The sequence below is a fragment of the Kitasatospora sp. NPDC057198 genome (assembly GCF_042670125.1).
Classification (GTDB): domain Bacteria; phylum Actinomycetota; class Actinomycetes; order Streptomycetales; family Streptomycetaceae; genus Kitasatospora.
Genome location: NZ_JBHUWH010000102.1, coordinates 1 through 20,189 on the forward strand (window position 1 = coordinate 1; position 20,189 = coordinate 20,189).

The 20,189-nt window shown below is 69.5% G+C and carries 20 protein-coding genes and 2 pseudogenes; 12 read left to right on the plus strand and 10 right to left on the minus strand.

The genetic code is table 11. The features are described from left to right. Positions 1-77: 77 nt before the first annotated feature. Complete coding sequence (locus ACFUEL_RS14615; RefSeq protein WP_380236562.1) at positions 78-743, plus strand: class F sortase; 666 nt, start codon at positions 78-80, stop codon at positions 741-743. Positions 744-1,215: 472 nt separating this feature from the next. Next, positions 1,216-1,386, plus strand: a complete 171-nt coding sequence (locus ACFUEL_RS14620; RefSeq protein ID WP_380236564.1) for a hypothetical protein — start codon at positions 1,216-1,218, stop codon at positions 1,384-1,386. A gap of 193 nt (positions 1,387-1,579) precedes the next feature. Here ACFUEL_RS14620 and ACFUEL_RS14625 read toward each other — a convergent pair whose 3' ends face one another. Together ACFUEL_RS14625 and ACFUEL_RS14630 are read right to left on the minus strand one after the other, a co-directional pair. After that, entirely contained in the window at positions 1,580-2,737 is a 1,158-nt protein-coding gene (locus ACFUEL_RS14625) for an IS701 family transposase (protein WP_380236565.1), read from the minus strand. A 247-nt stretch (positions 2,738-2,984) separates the two neighbouring features. Continuing rightward, entirely contained in the window at positions 2,985-4,004 is a 1,020-nt protein-coding gene (locus ACFUEL_RS14630; RefSeq protein ID WP_380236566.1) for a helix-turn-helix domain-containing protein, read from the minus strand. A 667-nt stretch (positions 4,005-4,671) separates the two neighbouring features. Between ACFUEL_RS14630 and ACFUEL_RS14635 the strand changes: the two genes are divergently transcribed. From ACFUEL_RS14635 to ACFUEL_RS14645, 3 genes are all read left to right on the plus strand, one after another. Then, positions 4,672-5,049: a hypothetical protein gene (locus ACFUEL_RS14635; RefSeq protein ID WP_380236567.1), complete on the plus strand. Its 378-nt coding sequence runs from the start codon at positions 4,672-4,674 to the stop codon at positions 5,047-5,049. A gap of 46 nt (positions 5,050-5,095) precedes the next feature. Further along, positions 5,096-5,599: a tyrosine-type recombinase/integrase gene (locus ACFUEL_RS14640; RefSeq protein WP_380236568.1), complete on the plus strand. Its 504-nt coding sequence runs from the start codon at positions 5,096-5,098 to the stop codon at positions 5,597-5,599. Positions 5,600-5,885: 286 nt separating this feature from the next. Then, positions 5,886-7,427, plus strand: coding sequence for a tyrosine-type recombinase/integrase (locus tag ACFUEL_RS14645; RefSeq protein ID WP_380236569.1), 1,542 nt, complete (start codon positions 5,886-5,888; stop codon positions 7,425-7,427). Positions 7,428-7,446: 19 nt separating this feature from the next. Here ACFUEL_RS14645 and ACFUEL_RS14650 read toward each other — a convergent pair whose 3' ends face one another. Together ACFUEL_RS14650 and ACFUEL_RS14655 are read right to left on the minus strand one after the other, a co-directional pair. Beyond that, on the minus strand, positions 7,447-8,049 hold the full coding sequence (locus ACFUEL_RS14650) for an Imm21 family immunity protein (protein WP_380236570.1): 603 nt from the start codon (positions 8,047-8,049) through the stop codon (positions 7,447-7,449). A 185-nt stretch (positions 8,050-8,234) separates the two neighbouring features. Continuing rightward, complete coding sequence (locus tag ACFUEL_RS14655; RefSeq protein ID WP_380236571.1) at positions 8,235-8,441, minus strand: hypothetical protein; 207 nt, start codon at positions 8,439-8,441, stop codon at positions 8,235-8,237. 109 nt (positions 8,442-8,550) lie between these two features. Between ACFUEL_RS14655 and ACFUEL_RS14660 the strand changes: the two genes are divergently transcribed. Both ACFUEL_RS14660 and istB read left to right on the plus strand, forming a co-directional pair. Continuing rightward, positions 8,551-9,282 carry a hypothetical protein gene (locus tag ACFUEL_RS14660; RefSeq protein WP_380236572.1) on the plus strand — a complete coding sequence of 244 codons (732 nt, stop codon included), beginning with the start codon at positions 8,551-8,553 and terminating at the stop codon, positions 9,280-9,282. 335 nt (positions 9,283-9,617) lie between these two features. Beyond that, a pseudogene (istB, locus tag ACFUEL_RS14665) lies at positions 9,618-10,402 on the plus strand (IS21-like element helper ATPase IstB). Between the two features lie 27 nt (positions 10,403-10,429). Here the strand turns inward: istB and ACFUEL_RS14670 are convergent. The 3 genes from ACFUEL_RS14670 to ACFUEL_RS14680 all read right to left on the minus strand — a co-directional run bounded on the left by ACFUEL_RS14670 (position 10,430) and on the right by ACFUEL_RS14680 (position 13,484). Beyond that, positions 10,430-11,098: a hypothetical protein gene (locus tag ACFUEL_RS14670; RefSeq protein WP_380236573.1), complete on the minus strand. Its 669-nt coding sequence runs from the start codon at positions 11,096-11,098 to the stop codon at positions 10,430-10,432. Positions 11,099-11,435: 337 nt separating this feature from the next. After that, positions 11,436-11,840, minus strand: a complete 405-nt coding sequence (locus ACFUEL_RS14675; RefSeq protein WP_380236574.1) for a hypothetical protein — start codon at positions 11,838-11,840, stop codon at positions 11,436-11,438. A 45-nt stretch (positions 11,841-11,885) separates the two neighbouring features. Continuing rightward, a complete protein-coding gene (locus ACFUEL_RS14680) occupies positions 11,886-13,484 on the minus strand; it encodes an ISL3 family transposase (RefSeq protein WP_380236575.1) in 1,599 nt (532 codons plus the stop codon). Between the two features lie 418 nt (positions 13,485-13,902). Here ACFUEL_RS14680 and ACFUEL_RS14685 point away from each other — a divergent pair, with 418 nt between their 5' ends. Then, entirely contained in the window at positions 13,903-15,375 is a 1,473-nt protein-coding gene (locus tag ACFUEL_RS14685) for a hypothetical protein (protein ID WP_380236576.1), read from the plus strand. 581 nt (positions 15,376-15,956) lie between these two features. On the opposite strand, the gene ACFUEL_RS14690 is transcribed toward ACFUEL_RS14685, so the two are convergent. From ACFUEL_RS14690 to ACFUEL_RS14700, 3 genes and pseudogenes are all read right to left on the minus strand, one after another. Further along, positions 15,957-16,361 carry a hypothetical protein gene (locus ACFUEL_RS14690; RefSeq protein ID WP_380236577.1) on the minus strand — a complete coding sequence of 135 codons (405 nt, stop codon included), beginning with the start codon at positions 16,359-16,361 and terminating at the stop codon, positions 15,957-15,959. Then, a pseudogene (locus tag ACFUEL_RS14695) lies at positions 16,358-16,741 on the minus strand (IS5/IS1182 family transposase); the annotation flags it as partial. The pseudogene ACFUEL_RS14695 and the gene ACFUEL_RS14690, both read right to left, overlap by 4 nt. Before the next feature lie 293 nt (positions 16,742-17,034). After that, on the minus strand, positions 17,035-17,601 hold the full coding sequence (locus ACFUEL_RS14700) for an SMI1/KNR4 family protein (RefSeq protein WP_380236578.1): 567 nt from the start codon (positions 17,599-17,601) through the stop codon (positions 17,035-17,037). Between the two features lie 170 nt (positions 17,602-17,771). Between ACFUEL_RS14700 and ACFUEL_RS14705 the strand changes: the two genes are divergently transcribed. The 4 genes from ACFUEL_RS14705 (at position 17,772) to ACFUEL_RS14720 (ending at position 20,045) form a co-directional block, all read left to right on the plus strand. Continuing rightward, positions 17,772-18,236, plus strand: coding sequence for an Imm63 family immunity protein (locus tag ACFUEL_RS14705; RefSeq protein ID WP_380236581.1), 465 nt, complete (start codon positions 17,772-17,774; stop codon positions 18,234-18,236). Positions 18,237-18,600: 364 nt separating this feature from the next. Next, positions 18,601-18,801, plus strand: a complete 201-nt coding sequence (locus ACFUEL_RS14710; RefSeq protein ID WP_380236582.1) for a transposase family protein — start codon at positions 18,601-18,603, stop codon at positions 18,799-18,801. A gap of 63 nt (positions 18,802-18,864) precedes the next feature. Further along, the gene (locus ACFUEL_RS14715; protein WP_380236579.1) at positions 18,865-19,572 is read left to right on the plus strand and encodes a transposase; all 708 of its coding nucleotides are present in this window, start codon (positions 18,865-18,867) and stop codon (positions 19,570-19,572) included. Continuing rightward, on the plus strand, positions 19,569-20,045 hold the full coding sequence (locus tag ACFUEL_RS14720) for an ATP-binding protein (RefSeq protein ID WP_380236580.1): 477 nt from the start codon (positions 19,569-19,571) through the stop codon (positions 20,043-20,045). Before ACFUEL_RS14715 ends, ACFUEL_RS14720 begins: the two co-directional genes overlap by 4 nt. Positions 20,046-20,189 lie beyond the last annotated feature (144 nt).

Sequence of the window (20,189 nt, forward strand, 5' to 3'; positions counted from 1 at the left end):
GGCCCCGCGGCCCGGGCGGAAGGGCGACCACCCGGAGGGCGAGGCGGCCTTCAACGACGACAAGGACGGCGGAACAGGTGGGCAGCACAGCGATCGACCACCCCGGCGACGACGGGCGCGCGCCGGACACCGGCCGCGGCCGCGGACTCACCGCGGCTCTGACCGCCGCCGCGATCGCCCTCACCGGAGCCGCCACCGCACTCGCCACTGCCGGCACCCCCGCCCCGCCTCCGCCCCCGCCGGCCGCCGCCGCTCCGGCCTCCGCCCCCACGACCGCGGACGCCCGAAGCCTGCCGAGAGCCGCCCCGATCCGGCTCCGTGTCCCCTCGCTGGGCATCGACACCGCCCTGCTGCCGCTCGCCCTCGCCCCGGACGGCACCCTGACCCCGCCGCCGCCCGAGCAGGGCGACACCGCGGGCTGGTACGCGGCCGGCACCAGCCCCGGCGAGAAGGGCACAGCGATCATCACCGGCCACGTCGACACCCCCGACGGCCCCGCCGTCTTCTACCCCCTCTCCCGGCTCCGCCCGGGAGCCGCCGTCACCGTCGACCGTGCCGATGGCACCACCGCGGCCTTCACTGTCGACCGTGTCGTCAACTACCCCAAAGCCGCGGTCCCCGACGAGGTCTACGCCCCTGCCGCCCGCCCCGAACTGCGCCTGATCACCTGTGGCGGCCCCTTCGACCGCACCCGCGGCGGCTATCAGGACAACACCGTCGTCTACGCCCACCTCGCCGGCTGACCGTCCCTCCTTCGGACCGGCTGTGCGGTCGGCCGTTCTGTGCCTGTCTGTGTGTCAGTTGGTGGTGTCGGTGTTCTCGCCTGCCGTTGGTGGTGTGGTGATGGGGCGGGGAAGGGTTGTCTTCCCGATCTGTCGGTGGTCGGGTGTCCGGTCGTTCCCACTGTCGACTGTCTTGAGGGTTTCGGTGTGTTGTCGGGGGTTGGTTGCTGTCTGGTCGGGTCGGGGTTCGGTGCCGACTCGATCGGTCTTGTTCCTGTCGGTCGTGATGCGCTGTCCCGGTCGGGGCGGGAGGGCCGGTTGCTGCAGCCGCTGGTCGGTTTCGTGTGCAGGGTCTCCTGCTGCTCTGTCGGCGGTGTTTTCCTGTATGCCCTGTGCGTCCCCGGTCCTGTCTGTTGTTGGGGGTTGGTTTTCTGCCGGCCTGCCTCCGGGGATCTGGTCTTTCCCGCTGCTTCATCGGGTAGGACGCCCTCGGGTGCGGGATCCAGCGGGTGGGCGCCGCCGGGGCGGGGCGGGCGTTCTCCTGCTGGTGGGGCTGGTGGGCTTCGGTCTCTGCCTGTCCCTGGATGCTGTCCCGCCGTTGCGGCGCGAGGCGTTCGTCACCGCGTTGACGGTCTCGCTGCGCCGCTTCCTGAGTTCCCGTTAGTACTGCAACGGTGCTTAGGGTGACGAGGCTTCAGCTCTTGGGCTGTGGCCTCGTCGTTTGTAATGGCTGGTGCGGGCCTGGTGTTGGCGTCGGCGGCGCCAACGGGACCAGTGCAGGACATGGTCGATGCTGCGGCGGACAGGCCGGGTGAGCTGCGCGATCAGCCGGCGGATCTCGGGAAGGGCGAGGGGTGTCAGGTCTGGCGTTCGAGCTGGTCCGGCCCCTTTTCGAGCTGCTGGGCCCGCATGACGGTCAGATAGGCGTGGGCGGCCATGGCCAGGGTGGTGTGCCGGTACCAACCCGGGTGGCGACGAATCTGGTAGTCGTCGAGGCCGCACTGGCCCTTCGCGGTCTGGAAGCACTCCTCGATCGCCCAGCGGGCACCCGCGACGGCGATCAGCTCGTTCAGTGTGGCCTCGGCGGGCGCGTAGGCGATGTAGTAGGCGATCTTCGTGGGATCGGTGATGTTGCGGCGGGCCAGGACCCAGTGCCTGCGGTCGGGGCGGTGCCAGGGGCGGACCTCCACGCGCGCCCAGTCGTAGATCCGCAGGCCGTGGGCGCCCTCGCCGCAGGATCGGCGCTTCCACTTCTGCAGGGGCAGGTCGGCCGTCAGGTCGTGCAGCCGGTGGTCCAGGGCCCGCCGGGTGACGGCGGTGTCGTGCCGGGTGGTGGCCACGACGTGGAAGATATCGGCCTGCTCCAACTCGGTCCGCCGGCCCTTGCTGCAGCCGTAGCCGGCATCCGCGGTCACCCAGCGGAACGGGATCCGGTCGTCGATCGCACGGCGGACCATCGCCCGCGCGAGCTGGACCTCGGTGGCGAACCCGACCTCGTCGCCGATCCCGGCCGCCCGGCAGCGCTCGCGGTCGTCCGTCCAGGACTTCGGCAGGTAGAGCGCCCGGTCGATCAACGTCCGGCCCAACTTGCCCGAGTACGCGAGGAAGACTCCGACCTGGCAGTTCTCGGTCCGGCCGACGGTGCCGGAGTACTGCCGCTGGACGCCGGCCGACCGAACGCCCTTCTCCAGGAACCCGGTGTCGTCCACGATCAGCACGCCGCCCGGGTCCGCCAGGTGCTCGACCACGTACCCGCGCACGTCGTCGAGCACCCCGTCGGCGTCCCAGTCGATCCGGTTCAGCAGCCGCTGGATCCGGTCAGGTCCACCGTGACCGGCCTCCTCCGCCACCGTCCAGCCGTTCTTGCGCTCCAAGGGCGCCGGCAGGCCACTCATGTAGGCCAGTGCCGACTCGCGCGACTCGCTCCGCGCGAACCGGTGAGCAAACCGCTCATGCAGGCCGGCCAGCCCGTCCGACCAGCGACGAGCATCGACCTCGGATGTGTCCCCACCCATGAACAGCCCAACGAACGAACCCAACAACCCTCACGGTAAGCACCGTTGCAGTACTAGGAGTACCGAAGGTCCGCGAGCGCCGGCACATCGGCAGGACCGGGTCAGCTCAGGAGGAGGTGCGAGATTTCGGCAACCGCCGTCCACGCGTCGATGCTTCTGCCCCGGACGCGGGCACGTGCGGCATCGGCTACCGGAACGAGTGTTGGCGCTCACCACGAACACCGGAACGGGAAGGTGCCCTGCCGCACTACGAGATGGTCGGCCGGGTGGACGACAGCGCCTGGGCGCGGTGCTCCCGGGGTGAGAGGCCGTGGGCGGCCTTGAACGCGCGGCTGAACTCAGGGGCTCGGGGAAAGCCACAGCGGGCAGCTATGGCCTGGACGGGCAGGGTGCGCAGGGCGAGGTCGGCGAGCTCGCGATGAGCCTTGTCCATGCGCTGGCGGCGGATGAAGGCGGCGAGGGTCTCACCCCCGGAGTGCTCAGTGAACAGCCGGTGCAGGTGACTGAGCGAGACGTGGTGCGCAGCGGCGATCACCGGCGGGGCCAAGGTCGGATCGTGGAGGTTGCGCCGGACGAACGCCCGGACACTCTCCACGAGTTCGCGGTGACAGGTCTCGGGCGTCAGGGCCTGCTCGCACTCCAGCTCGCGGGCGAGCCAGGCCGACATCAGGTCGACCACCGCCATCCCGAGCCCGGACGCTTCCACCGGGCGCAGCGCCGCGCCCTGACGATCCAGGCCGAGCAGGAACTGCGCCAGCAGCGCCCCCGACCCCTCCCGCCCGGGCAGCGCCCGTCCGACCACGGCACGCAGCCGGTCCGGCGACACCGGCAACAGGGACATCGGGATGTCGACGCCCAGCGCCTCCACCCGCGGCTGCTGCCTCCCGCTGCCGTACGGATCGAAGAACAGGTTGTCGTACGGGACGGAACTGCTCACCAGGTGGAAACTGCCCTCGGCCAGCGCGCTCTCCGGTCGGGGCTGCGCTCCCTGGGCGACACCGCGGCCCCGCGTCAGCAGCGTCAGGTGGTAGGACTCGTCGTCCACGCGCCTGACCATCCGCCCGGTCCGCCGTACCCGGAGCGAGGGGACGGACATCCGCAGCACCGTGACGGGCCCCAGCTGGTGCTGTCGAACCTGGCCGGTGAACGTTTCGACATGGTCGCTGGTCATGTCGGCCGCTCGGCTCTGTCTGATCACCTCCCGCCAGAACTCGAAGCTCTCCTGCCCCGGCAGACCGCCCTCCCCGGACGGGTTCTCCACCACCATGCCACTCCCATCGGATTCGACAACCGAGGCAACCCGGCTCTGCCTGCTGCGACCCTACCGAGGCCGATGAGAAGCCCCTTGGCCAGGGGATCTGCCGCACACGTCACGCCGCATCACCATCGGCCCCGTCCCCGACGAACTGCGCACCGCTGTCGACACCTGCGCCGCCCGGGGCGACGCGGCTGGATCCGTTCAAGCCGCTGATCGACCAGATGCTGTGGGCGGATCTGGATGCCCCGCGCAAGCAGCGGCACACGGTGAAGCGGGTCTTCGACCGGCTGGTGGACGAGCACGGCGCCGACGAGGTCTCGTACCAGATGGTCCGCGGCTGCGTGGCCGAGCGCCGCGGGGAGATCCGGCTGCAGGCGGGCTGTGGGGGTGGTGGAAGCGTTCATCCCGCAGACCCACAAGCCCGGTGCGGAGGCGGAGGTCGACTTCGGGGACGTGACGGTGCGTCTGGCCGGCGAGTCGGTGACCTGCTACCTGTTCGCGTTCCGGCTGTCCTGCTCCGGCAAGGCGGTGCACCGGATCTTCGCCTCGTGCGGGCAGGAAGCGTTCTTCGAGGGCCACGTCCACGCTCCCAACACGCTGGGCGGTTATGTGGGTGACAACTCTTCCGCGATCTCGTGTTTCCGGTCAGGATGGTCGCTTCCGTCGAGGAGCGCGGATGGCCTGGCAGCCGGAGTTGGTACGACGCGTCGATGCCGCGGGCAACCCCGCGGCCTCGCTGGGGCACGCGCTGGTCGATGACTACCTGGAGTTCGTCGCGGCCCGCTGCCGGTCCAACACCTTGCTGGCCACCGCCTACGACTTGAAGGTCTTCTTCTCGGTCGTGCCCAAGGAGCCGACCGACGTCGTCACGGCGGACATCTTCGCGTTCATCACCGCACAGAAGAAGCCGCGACTACCTCATGACCCGCGACGACGTGACCGTTCAACGCAACCCGGTGCCGGTCGGGCTCGCCAACCGCAGGCGGAGCGGCAATCGCGGGGCACCGCTGCTACGCACGCCGCGCACTCTGCCGCGCGTTCTTGGTCCCGGTGAGGTCGAGGCGGTACTGGGCACGCTGAACACCGAGCGGGACCGGGCCATGGTCCTGGCGATGCTCCTCGGCGGCCTGCGCCGCTGCGAGGTGCTCGGTCTGCGACTGGGCGACCTCTCGCCGGGCGAGTGCCGGGTCTTCGTCAGCGAGGGCAAGGGCGGCCACCAGCGGCTGATACCGATCTCCGCCCAGTTCTTCACCGCTGTCGGGGACTACCTGGACAGTGAGCGTCCCCCGGTCGACCACGACCGACTGTTCGTGGTTCTGCGCGGCCCGACCCGCGGCAAGCCGCTGTCCGCCGCCGGCCTGGACGAGATCCTCGAAGGCGCACAGCGACGGACCGGGCTGACACGGCTGACGTGCCACCAGCTCCGCCACACCTGCCTGACCCGGCTACGGGAGGCGGGCATGGCCCTGGAAGCGGTGCAGGCCCAGGCCGGACACCGCTCCATCGAATCGACCCGGATCTACATTCACCTGGCGAACTCCTGGCTCGCCGAGCAGTACCTGCAGGCCAGCGCCGCCATCGACGCGGACAGGACGGGCGTCTGATGCGCCGGGCTCGCCCCGCGGCCCTGCCGGTCGTACGCCCCGACCTCGTCGAGTACTACCTCGCCCACCGGGCCGCCCAGGGGATGAACGCCGACCACAAGGTCCGCTGGGGCGCCCGCGCCCTGCTCGCCGCGGTCCCGGACCTCGCGGACTTCGCCGGCCTGCCGCTGGAACGCCAGCTCGCCTTCAACCACGAGACTCACCGGTTCATCAGCTGGCTCGCGGCGCCGGGCGCCTCCGGCCCGGCGCGGACTACCTGGTCGCCCGGCGCCCACGCCTGGGCATCGTGCTGGCCCGTACCGATCCGGAACTGCACCTGCGCTTCATGGAGACCGCACGCTCGCTCGGGTTCCGCGACACGGTCGCCATGACCCAGTTCAACCTGCTGGCCCACTTCGTCGCGCTGTTCGGCCGGCAGCCGCACGAGCTGCAGCAAGCCGACTGGGACGAGGGCCGACGGCGGCTGCTCGAAGCGGCCAGCCGCACCCCCAGCCGCGGGGTGAAGGCTCTGTCGACAGCCCTGTTCAATCTCGAGGCGACGCTGTTCCACAGCAGCCTGTCCGACCAACTGCCACGAAGGCGCTCTCCGGACCGGGCCGACATGCGGGCCCAGGAGTGGGCCCGTGTCCCGGCCGCACTGGCGGAGAGCATGCAGCACTACCTGCGGCAGATCGGCGGCACACTGCGGCCGGGCACCGTGAAGAACGCCGAGCTGACACTGCGGGAGTTCGCCCTGCTGGTCGCCGCCGAGGACACGACGGTGGGCTGCCTGGCGGACCTCAAACGACGGCACGTCGAACGCTACCGGCAGTGGCTGCTGGAGCGGCCGACCGCCCGCGGCGGACCACTGCACCGGCACACCGTCCGCGACCGGCTGAGCAAGCTCCGGGGATTCTTCCGTCGCCTGGACGAGTGGGACGCCGACGACCGACCGCCCCGCCAGCTGGTGTTCGACAGCGACTTCCCGATCGCGGACGAGCCACTGCCCCGCTTCCTCGACGATGCGGCGGCCGCCAAGCTGCTGACCGCCGCCCGCCAGGACCCCGATCCGTTCGCCCGGCTGGCCATCGAGATCCTCGCCCGGACCGGGATGCGTCGCAGCGAGATGCTGGGCCTCACGATCGACGCGGTGGTCCAGATCGGCTCCGCCTACTGGCTGCGCGTCCCGGTCGGCAAGATGCACACCGACCGCTACGTCCCCCTGCATCCGCAGCTGAAGACGCTGCTGGACGACTGGCTGCTGCACCGGCCCGAGGGCCTGCGGTCGAACCTGCTATTCACCGATCACGGCCGCCAGGTCAACGCCTCCCGCATCGAGCAGGCTGTCCGCAAGGCGGCGGAGCGGGCCGGCCTCGGCCGCGTCACCCCGCACCAACTGCGGCACACGCTGGCCACGCAGGCGATCAATCGCGGCATGTCCCTGGAGGCGATCGCCGCTCTGCTCGGTCACCGGTCGTTGTCCATGACGCGTTTTTACGCTCGGATCGCCGACCGGACGGTGGCGGACGAATACTTCGCGGTCTCGGAGAAGGTCGAGGCGCTCTACGACGCCCCACGTCGGCTGCCGGCCGAGGCGGAGGGCTCGGAGATGGCCAAGCTCCGCCGAGAGATGCACCAACGGATGCTCGGCAACGGTTACTGCGCGCGGCCTGTCGAGATGGACTGCCACTTCGAGTCGATCTGCGAGTCCTGCACGTTCTTCGTCATCACGATCGAATTCCGCCCCACGCTCGAACGTCAACGCGATGACGCGGCCGCGAAAGGGCAGGTCGCCCGCGAGCAGACCTTCGACGGCCTGCTCAGCCGACTGGACGAAGAAGCGTCCTGACTGCCCCTTCGCCGAGGGATCATCGCGCTTGGCTCGCTGCCTGGGGCACGAGTTGGACCACGCCCACAGAGGTTTCCTCAAAAGGTGACGCGTGGACGGCGCGGACCAACCAGCTGCCGGGCGGCAGGGCGACGGGGGCCTGAGCCGGCTCGCCTCCGCCGTTCGGGTACTCGATGCCGAGCTCGGCACCAGCGGTCACGGAGTCCATGAGAACCGCGGGGCCGTCCGTGTTCCATACGCCGCACTCGTCCCACTCGGTGGTGGGGTCGGCGAGCACAGCCTGGGCGGCGGCGATCAGGTCTGCCTCGCTGTCGGCACCCAGCCAGCGAACGAAGGCCTGGTGTTCCGCCAGATAGAAGCTGTTGGCAGGTTCGTCCCCCAAGACGAGTCCCTCGGCGCCGTCCTCGCCGATGGCGATCACACCGGCCAGATCATCCACCTCGCAGGCGCGGTCGTAGTCGTCCAGGAGGTCACCACTGCCGACGACCATCCCTGACTGGGTGCAACCATGCCACTTGGCCAACGCGGAAACCGGCACAACGATCAGTGGGCCGCCCATCGACTCGACCCAGGCCGGGGAAGGTTCGGGCGTGTCGGCTTCGGGGGAGGGGAACGTCGTCACGACGCCAGTATCCACAGAGCCTCCGACAGCGACGCTCGAGGCCGCCCATCTCAGTCTGTGACTGTCGAAACAGAGCCACCTGGGCGCCAGACCTGTAACCGCGTGGTCGGCGCGCTGCGATCTTCCTGTTTGATCGGCCATGCAGGGACTCGGGCGAGCAGCCGGGGGCTGCCTCGCGTCCGGGGTCACATCTTGTGGACCTCAACCGAAAAGCCGCGGGCGAGGAGGCCATTGAGGTGTTCCGCGTGGGCCCCGAGCCACTGCTCGGTGGGGATGCCCGGGGCGCTGATCCCCAGGAGCACATAGTCGTCGGAGTCGGCGGTGCTCTGGCCGCAGATGCAGCACAAGAGGCGCTCGAACATGATGTTGGCGGGGCTTGCGACGTTAGGCACGAGCGGCAGAGTAACGAGCGCAGGCCAATCGGTGTGGGGATTATTGCCCCTCGCAGTGACAACTACCGCCAGCTCCCACTCTTGATACCGAGACCCGCATATTAGAGGGGTGCCGACCGGGAGGGTCCGCTACGACAACCTTGGGGCCGCCGCCCGGGTGCTGGGCTTCTCCCGGCAGCGGGTGGAGGCCGAGCGGTGGACCGCGTTCCGCTCGCACTACGGCCTGGACGTCCTCTACCGTCGGCCCGGTATCGGCGGCGCCCACGAGAAGGGCGGCGTCGAGGGCCAGATCGGCTGGTTCCGCCGCAACCACCTGGTCCCCGTCCCGGAAGTGGCCACGCTGGCCGAACTCAACGCGATGATCGACCGGTGGGACGAGGAGGACGAGGCCCGCCGGATCCGCTCCCGGCCCCGCACCATCGGCGAGTACCTGGCCACCGAGCGGTCGCTGCCGGCGCCGCTGCCGGAGGAGACGTTCGAGACGGGCCGGCTGTCCACCCCTCGGGTCGACCGATACAGCCAGATCGGGGTGCGCAACAACCGCTACTCGGTGCCGGTGCGGCTGATCGGCCGGACGGTGAGGGTGATGCTGCACGCCTCCGAACTGGTCGTCTACGACGGCCGGGAGGAGGTCGCCCGGCACGAGCGGCTGATCGCCAAGGGCGGCACCGGCTCGATCTGGACCACTACCTGGAGGCCCTGGTCCGCAAGCCCGGCGCCCTGCCCGGGGCGACCGCGCTCGACCAGGCCCGCTCCGCCGGCCGCTTCACCCCGGTCCACGACGCCTGGTGGGCGGCCGTCCGCAAGGCCCACGGCGAGCGCGAAGGCACCCGCGCGCTGATCGAGGTCCTGCTGCTGGGCCGGCACCTGCCCCACGAGCACCTCGTCGCCGGTCTCGCCGCCGCCCTCCGATTCGGTGCGCTGACCGCCGACGCGGTCGCGCTGGAGGCCCGCAAGGCCGCAGGGGCCGACACCGGGACTCCCGCAGAAGCGCGGCCGTCCGCCACCGACCTGACGACGGTGACCTCGCTGACCGAGCGGCGCCTGGCCCAGCTGCCTCCCGACACCAGGCCGCTGCCCTCGGTGGCCCACTACGACCAGCTGCTGCGACACCGCCGACCGGACCGCCCCACCCCTTGAAGGAGAACGCCGTGACCTCCCCCCCGCCGACGAGGCATCACCGAGCAGGCCGCCACCGCCGCCATCGACCAGGCACGCCGGACGCTGCGGCTGCCCACCGTCCGATCCCAGTTCCCCGAACTCGCCGAAAGCGCCGCCCGCGAGCAGATGTCCCACCCCGGCTTCCTCTCCGAGCTGCTGATGACCGAGTGCGACGACCGGGCCCGGCGCCGCTCGGAGCGGCGGATCAAGGCTGCCGGCTTCCCCGGGACAAGTCCCTGCGGAAGTTCGGCTTCGACGCGAACCCGAACATCGACCCGGCGACGGTCCACACCCTCGCGACCTGCGAGTGGATCAAGAAGAGCCTGCCGTTCTGCCTGATCGGCGGCTCCGGCACCGGCAAGTCTCACCTGCTGATCGCGCTTGATCGCGCTCGGCACCGAGGCCGCGACGGCGCCGGCTTCCGGGTCAAGTACGTGCCGGCCACCAAGCTCGTCAACGAGCTCGTCGAGGCCGCGGACGAGAAGCAGCCGGCCAGGACCGTCGCCCGCTACGGCCGCGTCGACCTGCTGTGCATCGACGAACTCGGCTACATGGAACTCGACCGCCGCGGCGCCGAGCTGCTGTTCCAGGTCCTGACCGAGCGGGAGGAGAAGAACAGCGTCGCCATCGCCTCGAACGAGTCGTTCGCCGGCTGGACCAAGACCTTCACCGATCCCCGGCTCTGCGCGGCCATCGTCGACCGCCTCACCTTCAACGGCACCATCATCGAGACCGGCACCGACTCCTACCGCCTGGCCAGCACCCGGGCCCGCGCCGAACAGCAGCAGGTGGTCGGCTGAGGACGGGCCAGCTGCCGCTGCGAGCGTCTACTCCGGATATCCGATCTGGGCGATGTCCTCGGCCAGGTCTTCGAGCCGAACCTCCGGGTTCAACGCCGAGACAATGTCCTGCGTCAGCGGCTTGAGCTCGTAGACATGCCGGACCGCTTCCAGTTCCGGCGCCAATTCGTAGTACTCCTCGGCGAACTCCAGATAAGCCTCGGCCGTGCCCTCCAGCAGGAGCCCGAACAGCCATTGCGCACCATCGGCGTCCTCCTCGTCCTCGTCGGGGACGAGGACGTCGCCGCACCTCCATGCGGAGTCCGTGCGCTCCCGCCACAGACAGACGGTGGCCCGGGGAACACCGCTGCTGTCCTGGAACGCCGGCTCCTGCGCGAACGGACGGAAGACCTCGGGAAGCGAGTCGAACAGACCCGGCCACGAGGCCGGCGGCGAGACACGGTAGGCACTGATCGGCGACTCGTGATTGCACGCCTGGGCATAGACCCCGGCCGCGGAGAAGACGATGGCGTAGTCGTTCCCGCTGCCGTCCCGCATCGAGGCCATCTCCTCACCCGGAGCCCACCGGGTGTCATACGAGTAGTAACGCCACTGCCACTCCGGGCTCAGGACGGCGTCCAGCATCGCCATCGCCTTCGAGCGGACACGCACCGTCTCGGGCTCGGGCAACTGCTTGATCACTTCGTAGACGCTCACGCGGCAATACAACCGGAGGCCACTGACACAGCCTCCACCACCCCCGGCGCTCTCATCTCTCGGCAACATTCCTCGGCCGACCGACCAACAGCCGCTCTCCGAAGCCGCCAACAACTGCTCTCAGTTCTCAGGTTCTGGTCCAGCTTCTGTGGAGTTCCTACTCCCTGTGAATGAATTAGCCAGTCCGCCGCCAGATCGGCTCGTTGGGCCAGTTGGGCAGGTCATGCATGTCCTGGTCTTCACCCGACAAGGCATTGACGAGGAAAGCGACGAAGCGCATGTTGTACCGCCGCCACGCGTTTCTCGGATCCTTCCCTCGGAACCACACCACCACCGGTCATTCCATGGGCTCTGGGTCGCTGGTGAGCCAGAAGAACTGGTCGCCTTGGATGGTGCCGCCCCAGTGGAGAAGTCCCCCAGACTCTGGGAAGAGCGGGTATGGGCACAGGGCCGGGTCCTCGTCGCGCATCTCCCGGAACACCGGACCAAGGTCCTCGACCGTACTCGATGTGAAGACGCGGAAGATCTCCCCGTCCTGCGATGAGCCCGGCCATGGCCACGGAGCGTTCACACCCAGGTAGCCGCGGACCTCTCCGGGCCCGAACTGGTCGATGAACTCGCGGTAGTCCGCGGGGAACTCAACTCCGCACGCTTGGCGCGACTGATGCCACGGCACTGGCGGTCCGACCGGCTCGGCCGCCAGGTCGGCCAAGGCAGCGAACTGCATTACGTCCGTACGCATGACGTCACCTCCTTGCGGATCATGTCATCTGTCGCTGACGCGTGATCAAGGGGCAAGGAGAACCCTCTTGCGTAGCAGGCCGAAGCCCGCCCGGCTGTACATCTGTCGCTTCAGCATCTTGATCCGTTTGACGTGGCCTTCGACGACGCCGGAGCTCCACGGCAGTGTGAGGCCGGCGGTGACGGCGGCGAGATCGCGTTCGAGGCCGTTGGCAAAGCTGTGGAGGCTGGGTAGGTCGTCGGCGCGGACCGCCTTGATCCATTGCGGGAGCTGGTCGCCCTGGAGCTGGGTGGGCATCTTCCCGAAGGTGCGGACGTGCCCGGTGAGGGCATCCAGTTCGGGGCAGCCGGCGACGAGGGACTTGAGCTTCAGGCACTCGCTCTCCGGCAGGGTGTCGGGGTGGGTCAGGATCCAGCCGGTGACCGTGCGCGGGGAGGGTGGTCGGGTGGCCGGTGCGGTCGGGGTGGTGCGGAACGGCTGGAGGTAGGTGCGGACGGCTCCGTAGCCGTCGCGGTAGCCGTGCGTCTTGATCTCTTCCCAGAGGGTCCAGGCGTTCGTGCAGCCTTCGGCCCACCGGTCGTGCAGGTGGGCCTTGAAGTCGTCGAGCTTGGTCCTGCGGTTCTGCCACTGCCCGTGGAACAGGTCTTCCGGCCGCGCGGCGTTGGCCAGCCGTTGGACGGTGCGATAGGTCATGCCGAGTTGGCGCTGGATCGAGCGTCTGCTGTGGCCGGCGGCCAGCAGCGCGTGGACGGTGGCGTGCTTGGCGCTGGTGCGGTCGGCGAACCGGTGCCCGGTGGGCCACGGAGGCCCGCTCTCGGCCGCTGCCGGAGCTGGATCCATCTCCGGCACCGACTCGGTGAAGGTCGAACGAAGGCAAGGGCGGTGGTGGGAGACGCACCGCTCGGCCGCTTCGCCAAGGTTGCGCCAGAGGTGGAAGCGGTCGGCGACCTGGACCGCGGTGGGTGCCCCGGTCCTGGCGCCGTCGGCGAAGAACGGGGCACGGTCGCGGCAGACGACCTCGATTCCCGGGCGCTCGGCCAGCCAGGCCGTAACCGTGCCCGCCTCGCGATCCGGTAGGAGGTCCACCGGCCTGCGGGTCTCGACGTCGACCAGCACTGTCCCGTAGACACGGCCCCTGCGCATCGCGTACTCGTCGATGCCGACCACACGTGGGACCTGTGGCTGAGGTTCCGGGAGGGTGTCGACCAGCCGCAGGACCGTGTTCCGGCTGGCCTTCGCGCCGAAGACCTCGGCCAGCCGGGCACCGGCGCGACCGGCCAGGGCGAGGCCGACCTCGGCCAGCACCGATCGCAGTCGTTCGGTCCGTTGGCTGTGCCGCCGGGTCAGGCCCGCAACCTGCTCGACGAACGTCCGCCGCCCGCAGCAGACGTTTTCGCACGTGAAGCGCCGAACACGAAGTCGCAGGACCACCCGCCGTCCGGTCACGGGAAGGTCAGCGGGAAACCGCAGGTAGGAACCGTGCACCCGCCTGGACCAGCTCCCGCAGCCCGGACAACGGGCTTCGGCAGTCCGGCATCTGACACCGACTCGAATCACCTCGCCATCGTCCTGGACCGACTCCACCCTGATCCCCGGATCCGCCAGGAAGAGCGGCTCTTCCAGCCGAAGCAGTACCTCGCGCACAGCCCAGAACCATCAGCCCGAATGACGTCGGCACTGTCAGTTTCCGGACGATCTCGCGAGACCTACCAGCAAGACCGACAGTCACAGAGAGTAGGCACACCACAGAAGTTGGACCAGAACCAGTTCTCACCTATGCAGCCAGCGCGGCTATCGCCGACCGGATCACGTTCCGCTGCACTCTGATCCAGACCGGCACCGAGTCCTACCGATACCAGGCCACACAGGAATCCCTCTTCCTGGCCTCGAACTGATGGACGGCGAAGCCTCGGTGACCTCCGCGAAGGCTTGGAGGGCCGCTGAGGGGCCACTCGGATTTCTAGCTGACCACAGGGGCGGTGGCCGGCGCACCGCTCGAAGCGGCCGTCGTGGTTGTCCGCCCGGCGGCGTCGCATAGAAGTCTGCCTGGCATGCTGGCCGCATGGATGCTGACGCTCTGACTCCGGTTCACCTCGACAAGGTGATGGACGGGTTGGCGATGAATCCCGCCCTGCCGGCCTCTATGGTTCGGCGGCTATTCGCATGGCGGCGGGGCATGGGGAAGGTGGCGGAGCGGCCGGACCTTACCGAGGACATGATCGTCGAGATCATCGCGATCGACGACCACTGGCTCCTGCACAGCCTGGCGCTCAACGACCGGTTGCCGGACCGGTTCCGTATCCGGTTGGCCTCCCATCGGGACGGGGCGGTGCGCGCCGCGCTCGTTATCCACGCCGCGACCGCACCACGGGAGATGCTGGAACAGCTCATCGAGGATCCCGATCGACGGGTCCGTGAGTACCTGGCTCGGGGCCACCACACACCGTCCGACCTCCGGGCCCGCCTCGCCGCCGACCCCGACCCGGAGATCCGCGCCGCGCTGGCGAAGCACTGGCCGCAGGCCCCGGAGGCGGTCCGCCGGATCCTGCTGACCGATCCCGAGGCCAAGGTCCGCGCCGCGGCCTGTTCGACGTACTACGCGCATCTGCCGCACCCGATACCGCCGTCGGACCTACTGCCGGCGCTGTTGGCGGACCCGGTGACCCGGGCGGGCGCGGTCATTCACGCCGTTCTCGACGCGGACACCCTCCGGTGGCTCGCAGCAGATCCGGACAGCGAGGTTCGCGCCGAGCTCGCCCGGCATCCTGACCTTCCGCCGTCGGCTCGCGAGGCCCTTGCGGTCGATCCGGCCTTGAACGTCCGGGTGAAGGTCTTCGCCCGACCGGACACGCCCGAGGACATGCGGGCGCAGATCCACGCCTCGGTCCACGAGCTGTCGCGCTCGACGGCCGATCCAGGGGAGGACGCGGACGACGAAACGGTCCTGCAGTGGATCCGGAACGAGTTCGCGCCCACAGAACTGCGGATCCTGCGGCTGGGCTGGGTGACGGCCGATCCGCTGCCGCACATCGACTCGCCCTACGTCGGCTTCCGAGCCTCCGCGGCCGCCAGCAAGGCCCTTCCTCCCAACGCGGTGGCCCGACTGCTCGACGACGACGAGGAGATGGTCCGCCTCACCATGGCGCACACTGCCCCGCACATGGTCGACCTCGCGACCGCCGAAAGCATCGAGCGCCGCTACCGCCGACGGAACAAGTCCACGTTCTGGTGGGACCAGGAGGAGGTCCTGACGTTCCCGCCGGCAACCCTGCGCCGCTTCGCCACCGACCCTGAGCCCCGGCTCCGCTCCTTCGCACCCCGCGATCCGAATCTGCCCTCGGAACTCGCCGAGAAGCTGGCCGCCGACCCCGAAGCCCGAGTCCGCCGCGCGGTCGCGCCCCACCCCAACCTCCCGCTCCAATCCCTGCTCCGACTCCTCGCCGACTCCTCGGAGCGCGTCGCAGAAGCCGCCGGCGCCTCACCGTTCCTTCCGGGCGAGCACATGGAGTGGCTGCTGAACCGGGCGGGTCTGTAGCCGCTACTCAGGAAGGGCCGGGCCCCACGGGTCCAGCCCTATTGGCACATCCAGGGTGAGGCCCCGGCTGCGACTTGTCAGAGGGCGGTTCGTGGGTTGATGTCCGCTTTGGCGTGAGGTTGAGAGGACTGCTTGCCACGAGGCTGCGGGCGGCTGTGGCCGGGGAGGGCTGCAGCGCGGGATGATGAGCACGTGCTCCCTCCCCGACTGCTGTGGTGCGACCCGCGTCCCATTCCCAGGGACAACCTGCAGGAACCGGTGACGCTCGTTGTCCGCGATCCTGGCTTCTACGAGCCGACCGATGAGGACGACTGCACATCGTTTGGATACGTTTGCCAGTCCCATGACGGCCCGTACCGAGGTGACACATGCCGGGGTGGACCATCACATCTCATCGCGCTGGACTGCGCGGAACACGGGCTTGAGAACATGTGGCCGGACGACCGAATGCTGATGCTTCCAGACGGATTCACCCCGCCGCTGAACGACGAGCAGTTGGTCTGGGCACGTGCGGAGGACGACTTCCTGTAGCTCGCGCACACCGCCCAGTGAGAACGCTCGACCCTTCACCTCAAGGACGGCTACGACTTCTTGGCGAAGCTGCCGGCGTCGAGCTCGGTGAGGATGCCGAGTTTGACGAGGCGTTTCAGCTTGGCGCGGGTGCCTTCGATGTTCTTCGGCAGGAGTTCGTGGTCGAGAGCTTCGCAGACGTCGCGGGCCCGGAGGGGGCAGGTGGCCTCGTTGAAGACGGCGAGGATGGGCGGGTAGTCCGGGTGCTCCGGCACGTCGGGCGAGGACGTGCGGGCCGGGAGGCGGTCGGCGAGGGCGGTGACGGTCTTGCGGGTGATCGCGAGGTGTTCGAGATGGGTCTGTGCCTCCCGCAGTCGGCCGTGCAGTTCCTCGATCTGCGTACGGAGGCCGTCAGCCATGGCCTGGGCGGCGTTCTCCTGGATGTCGAGCGCGTCGAGCAGGGGCTGGAGGTTCATGCCGTCGCCGCACGGGGATCGCACCGGGTGGGCGTGCTCGCACCGGTCGGACGGCGGGCCATGACCTGGGTCATCGCCCAGTAGACACGGGAGGCGGAGGAGGACGGGCGGTGCTCGTAGTCGCGGACCAGGCGCCGGTGCAGTATCAAGATCCCGTAGGTCTGCTCGACCCTCCAGCATTTCGGCTGCGAGACGAACCCTCTGTCCTGCGGGTTGCGTTCGACGATCTCGACATCGATGCCCAGGCCCGTGCCGTGCGCGACGACCTGCTTCTTGAAGCCCTGGTCGACCAGGGCTTTTCGGACGCTGCCGCCGGCGTGCTCGGCGACCTGGTCCAGCAGGGCGGTTTCGGCGGCGTTGTCGTGCGCGTTCGCGGCCAAAGTGATGGCGCTCTTTGAATTTGGCTGTGGCACACATCTCGTGACGATCACGGAGAGCGGCCGTGAAGTCGGCTGCGCACGCCTGTCCGGGTGACCTGTGACGGCGAACCTGGACCAGTTGCCAGCGAAGTTGGACTGAACGCGGTTCGTGACACCGAACATGGACCGCTACAGGTCGGCGCGACGCAGGAACCTCTGTCGAAGGCAGCAGCGAGGCCTGCGAGAGCCGTAGCACGAGGACCGCCCGGCTGGACTCCGGAGGGCGCACAGGGAGCACCCTCGGGTCGAAGCTCCTACAGGATCTTGAGCGCTTCGTCCCAGACGTCGCCTCCATCTGCCCAGGTCCACAGCCATTGGCGCAGCGACGGTGCCGCGTAGTGCAGGCCGTCGTGGGGGTTCTCGCCCCAGTCGGGTTCCCAGCCGTCGGCGTCCCAGAGCAGGACCGGGTTGTCGACCGCTATCAACGAGACGTACCACTGCATGCTGCAGCCGCCACCAGTCAGGAAGAGCCATGACGCCGGCGGCCCCCACTCCGGATATCGAGTGCGAGGGGAGGTTGCGAGTGGCCAGTCCGGCTGGTGCCGCTCCGGGATGCGGCGCGGTGTCAGCGAGGCGAGGCCGCCTTCCGGGCCGAACCCGCCGTCACCGACCTCGGTGTAGACACGTCGGAGCAGGAGCGGCAACTCGTACCCGAGCTGCCGCTCCACCTGTTCCACCTGGATCTTCGTGATCGGCGGAAACGGCTGATCCGGGAGACAGCCGCGGGTGATGCCCGAACCTTCTGCGCCCCAGGCGAGAGCACGCAGCCTTTCCAGAAGCGCGTCGTCGTCTGCAGAGGTACGACGGGAGGCATCAGTCACGGGGCGGAACTGTAGCCGGGCGAGCACCTGACGCGTTCAGGGAGCCCCAATCACTATCCATCTTCGCTGTCACGAACTGCGTTCAGTCCAACTTCGCTGGCAGCCGGTCCAGGTCCGCTGTCACCGGACACTGGGCGAGCGCACGTGCAATAATCGTCCATGTGACGATAATGATGGGGCGCCTGCAGGCCGCCGTGCGCGACATGGCCGCCAAGCTCGATGGCGTGACGACGGGCGATCTGGCCGCCTTCAGCCACCAAGGCGGCGCCCACCCCTACCTCTTCGTCAGAGGCGGGATCATCCACTGGATCGCGGAGGAGCGCGGCCAGGTGCTTCACCACCGGGCCACCAGCGACCTCGACGAGGCCCTGCACTGGGTCGCCCTCGACGCCACCCGCTCGATGGCCATGCGCTGGGAGCTGTGGCAGCGGGACCGCTTCCCCGCAGACCGGGACAGCCGAATTGGCTGGCTCGCCAAGCAGGTCGAACTGCTCCGGCGCCTCGACGCTCAATGGGCTGAGCAGTTCCGCGCAGGCATCCCCGCCCAATGCCCAGGAATTCGCCTGGAGGACGTGGACGCCCACCCCCTCACATGGCTGTCCGGCCGAGGCGACCCGCTCGCCCCTCGCTCCTGAGGAAGCCGTCCGGTGCGGTTGCCTACCGACAGCGAGGCCAGGCCACCCGTTCCGCCGTCGCGGCTCCAGATCTGGAAGCGTGCGAGTGGCACATCATCACTCGAAAGTGGCGCCAGTAGGCACGAACTGCCGAGCCAACGCCATATCGGTTCACAAGTTCACAACTGGTTCTCAATCTCGCTGCCCACCGGCTTCCAAACAGCATGTCCAATACAACGAGGGGCAGTCACTTCCGGTCATTGCCGCAGGGTGTCTCCGCAGAGTTGCGAGCGTTGACCGAGTGGGGGACGCATGCGAGGTCCGGAGTTTGGTCTGGCCCGAGGTCGAAGACCTGGTGGTGGAGCGGATCCGGACAGATGAGGACGTGGTCCGAGTCGATGCTCACAGCCGGTGCCCGGCAGCGGAGTGCCCGAGCTGCGGGGCGATGGGCCACAGGGTGCACAGCACGTACCGGCGACGCTTGGCCGACCGACCACTCGGCGGCCGACTCATCGTCCTGACCCTGCGGGTCCGCCGGTTCTTCTGCGATCACGGCGGGTGTAGCCGACGGACGTTCGCCGAGTAGGTCCAACGACTGACGGAGCGCCACGGCCGGTCCACTGAAGCAGTCGTCCGGATACTAAAGGCGGTGGGACTCGCCGTCGGCGGGCGGGCCGGCAGTCGCCTTGCGCCCTACATCGGCCTCCGGGCCAGCCGGGGGACGATCCTGCGCCAGGTCCGGCGGTTGCCCGACCCATCTACCTCCGCCGTGAGGGCGCTCGGCGTCGACAAGCTCGCGGCCCGGATGGACGAGCGGCGCCGCCGGATCGACGGCGCGTCGGCGACGGTCGCCGAACTCGCCGCGGCCGAGCCGCTGCTAGAGATTCCGACCCGGCCGTTCCCGGCCGAGCTGGAGGTCGAGCGCACTGTCAGCCCGCAGGGCCTGGTGTCCTTCGACGGCAACCAGTACTCCGTCCCGCCGGGCCTGCCCGGTGCCCAGGTCAAGGTCCTGCGCCGCCTGGGCGAGGACTACCTGCACGTCCTGACGGCCGGGCGGGCGGTGGTCGCCAAGCACCACCGGGCGCCGGGCGGGTCCGGGCAGGTCGTCCGCGACGCCGGGCACGTGATCGCGCTGGAGCGCGCGGTGCTGGCGTCGTTCTCCGACCGGGCGCCCTGCAAGAGCAAGGTCCGCCGGCCGCCGTCGGAAGCCGCGATCGCCGAGGCCGACCGCCTGCGCGGGACCGGCACGAGCGGCTCCGCCAGTGCGGAGCGGGTCGTCGTCGATCTTTCCCACTACGCCGCCGTGGCCGACCGGCTGCGGACCGCACCGACACCTGAGGAGGACCACCGGGAGTGAGCACGTCACCGATGCAGATGAGCGAGGCCAGGCGCTTCCAGCAGTTGAAGGGGCACCCGTTCTACCTGAAGCTGAACGACGCCGCCGAGGCGCTGAACCGGGTGCTGGACCAGGCCCGCACCGAGCGGATGTCGATGACCGCCGCGCTGGAGCGGCTGCTGGAGATCGAGGTCGAGGCGACCGAGGCCCGGCGCTTGGCCGCCCGGGAGCGGTTCGCCTGCCTGCCCGAGCCCTGGTCGCTCGCGGACTTCGACTTCGCCGCTCAGCCCGGCCTCGACGAGAAGTGGTCCGGGCCCCAGCCCGCACGCCCGTCCGCGACGTCCTGGAGCCCGCGGCGACCCGCAACTGCCCGCACTGCGACCAGCCGATCACCATCGTCGCCCTGCTGGCCACCCCCGAGGCCGCCCGGCCCGTCATCCACCCGGCGCGCGACGCGTCCCCGCTGCGACGGGTTCCCTGACCCGAGCACCTGACCCGCCGTCCACCCTTGGGCCCCGCCGGGACTTCCCGAAACCCCGGTGCGGTGCCACGGCACCCGGTGCGCCGGGGCGCGAGCCGGGCGCCGCGCGCACCGCACGAGGTGAGGCGGCATCCGTTACTGCCGCGTGGCCGTCGAG

Excerpts from the sequence above, each read along its gene's own strand:
- ACFUEL_RS14625 (WP_380236565.1), bottom strand. The coding sequence starts at position 2,737 with ATGGGTGGGGACACATCCGAGGTCGATGCTCGTCGCTGGTCGGACGGG.
- ACFUEL_RS14630 (WP_380236566.1), bottom strand. The coding sequence starts at position 4,004 with ATGGTGGTGGAGAACCCGTCCGGGGAGGGCGGTCTGCCGGGGCAGGAG.
- ACFUEL_RS14635 (WP_380236567.1), top strand. The coding sequence starts at position 4,672 with ATGGCCTGGCAGCCGGAGTTGGTACGACGCGTCGATGCCGCGGGCAAC.
- ACFUEL_RS14640 (WP_380236568.1), top strand. The coding sequence starts at position 5,096 with ATGGTCCTGGCGATGCTCCTCGGCGGCCTGCGCCGCTGCGAGGTGCTC.
- ACFUEL_RS14675 (WP_380236574.1), bottom strand. The coding sequence starts at position 11,840 with ATGCGTACGGACGTAATGCAGTTCGCTGCCTTGGCCGACCTGGCGGCC.
- ACFUEL_RS14685 (WP_380236576.1), top strand. The coding sequence starts at position 13,903 with ATGGATGCTGACGCTCTGACTCCGGTTCACCTCGACAAGGTGATGGAC.
- ACFUEL_RS14690 (WP_380236577.1), bottom strand. The coding sequence starts at position 16,361 with ATGAACCTCCAGCCCCTGCTCGACGCGCTCGACATCCAGGAGAACGCC.
- ACFUEL_RS14705 (WP_380236581.1), top strand. The coding sequence starts at position 17,772 with ATGATGGGGCGCCTGCAGGCCGCCGTGCGCGACATGGCCGCCAAGCTC.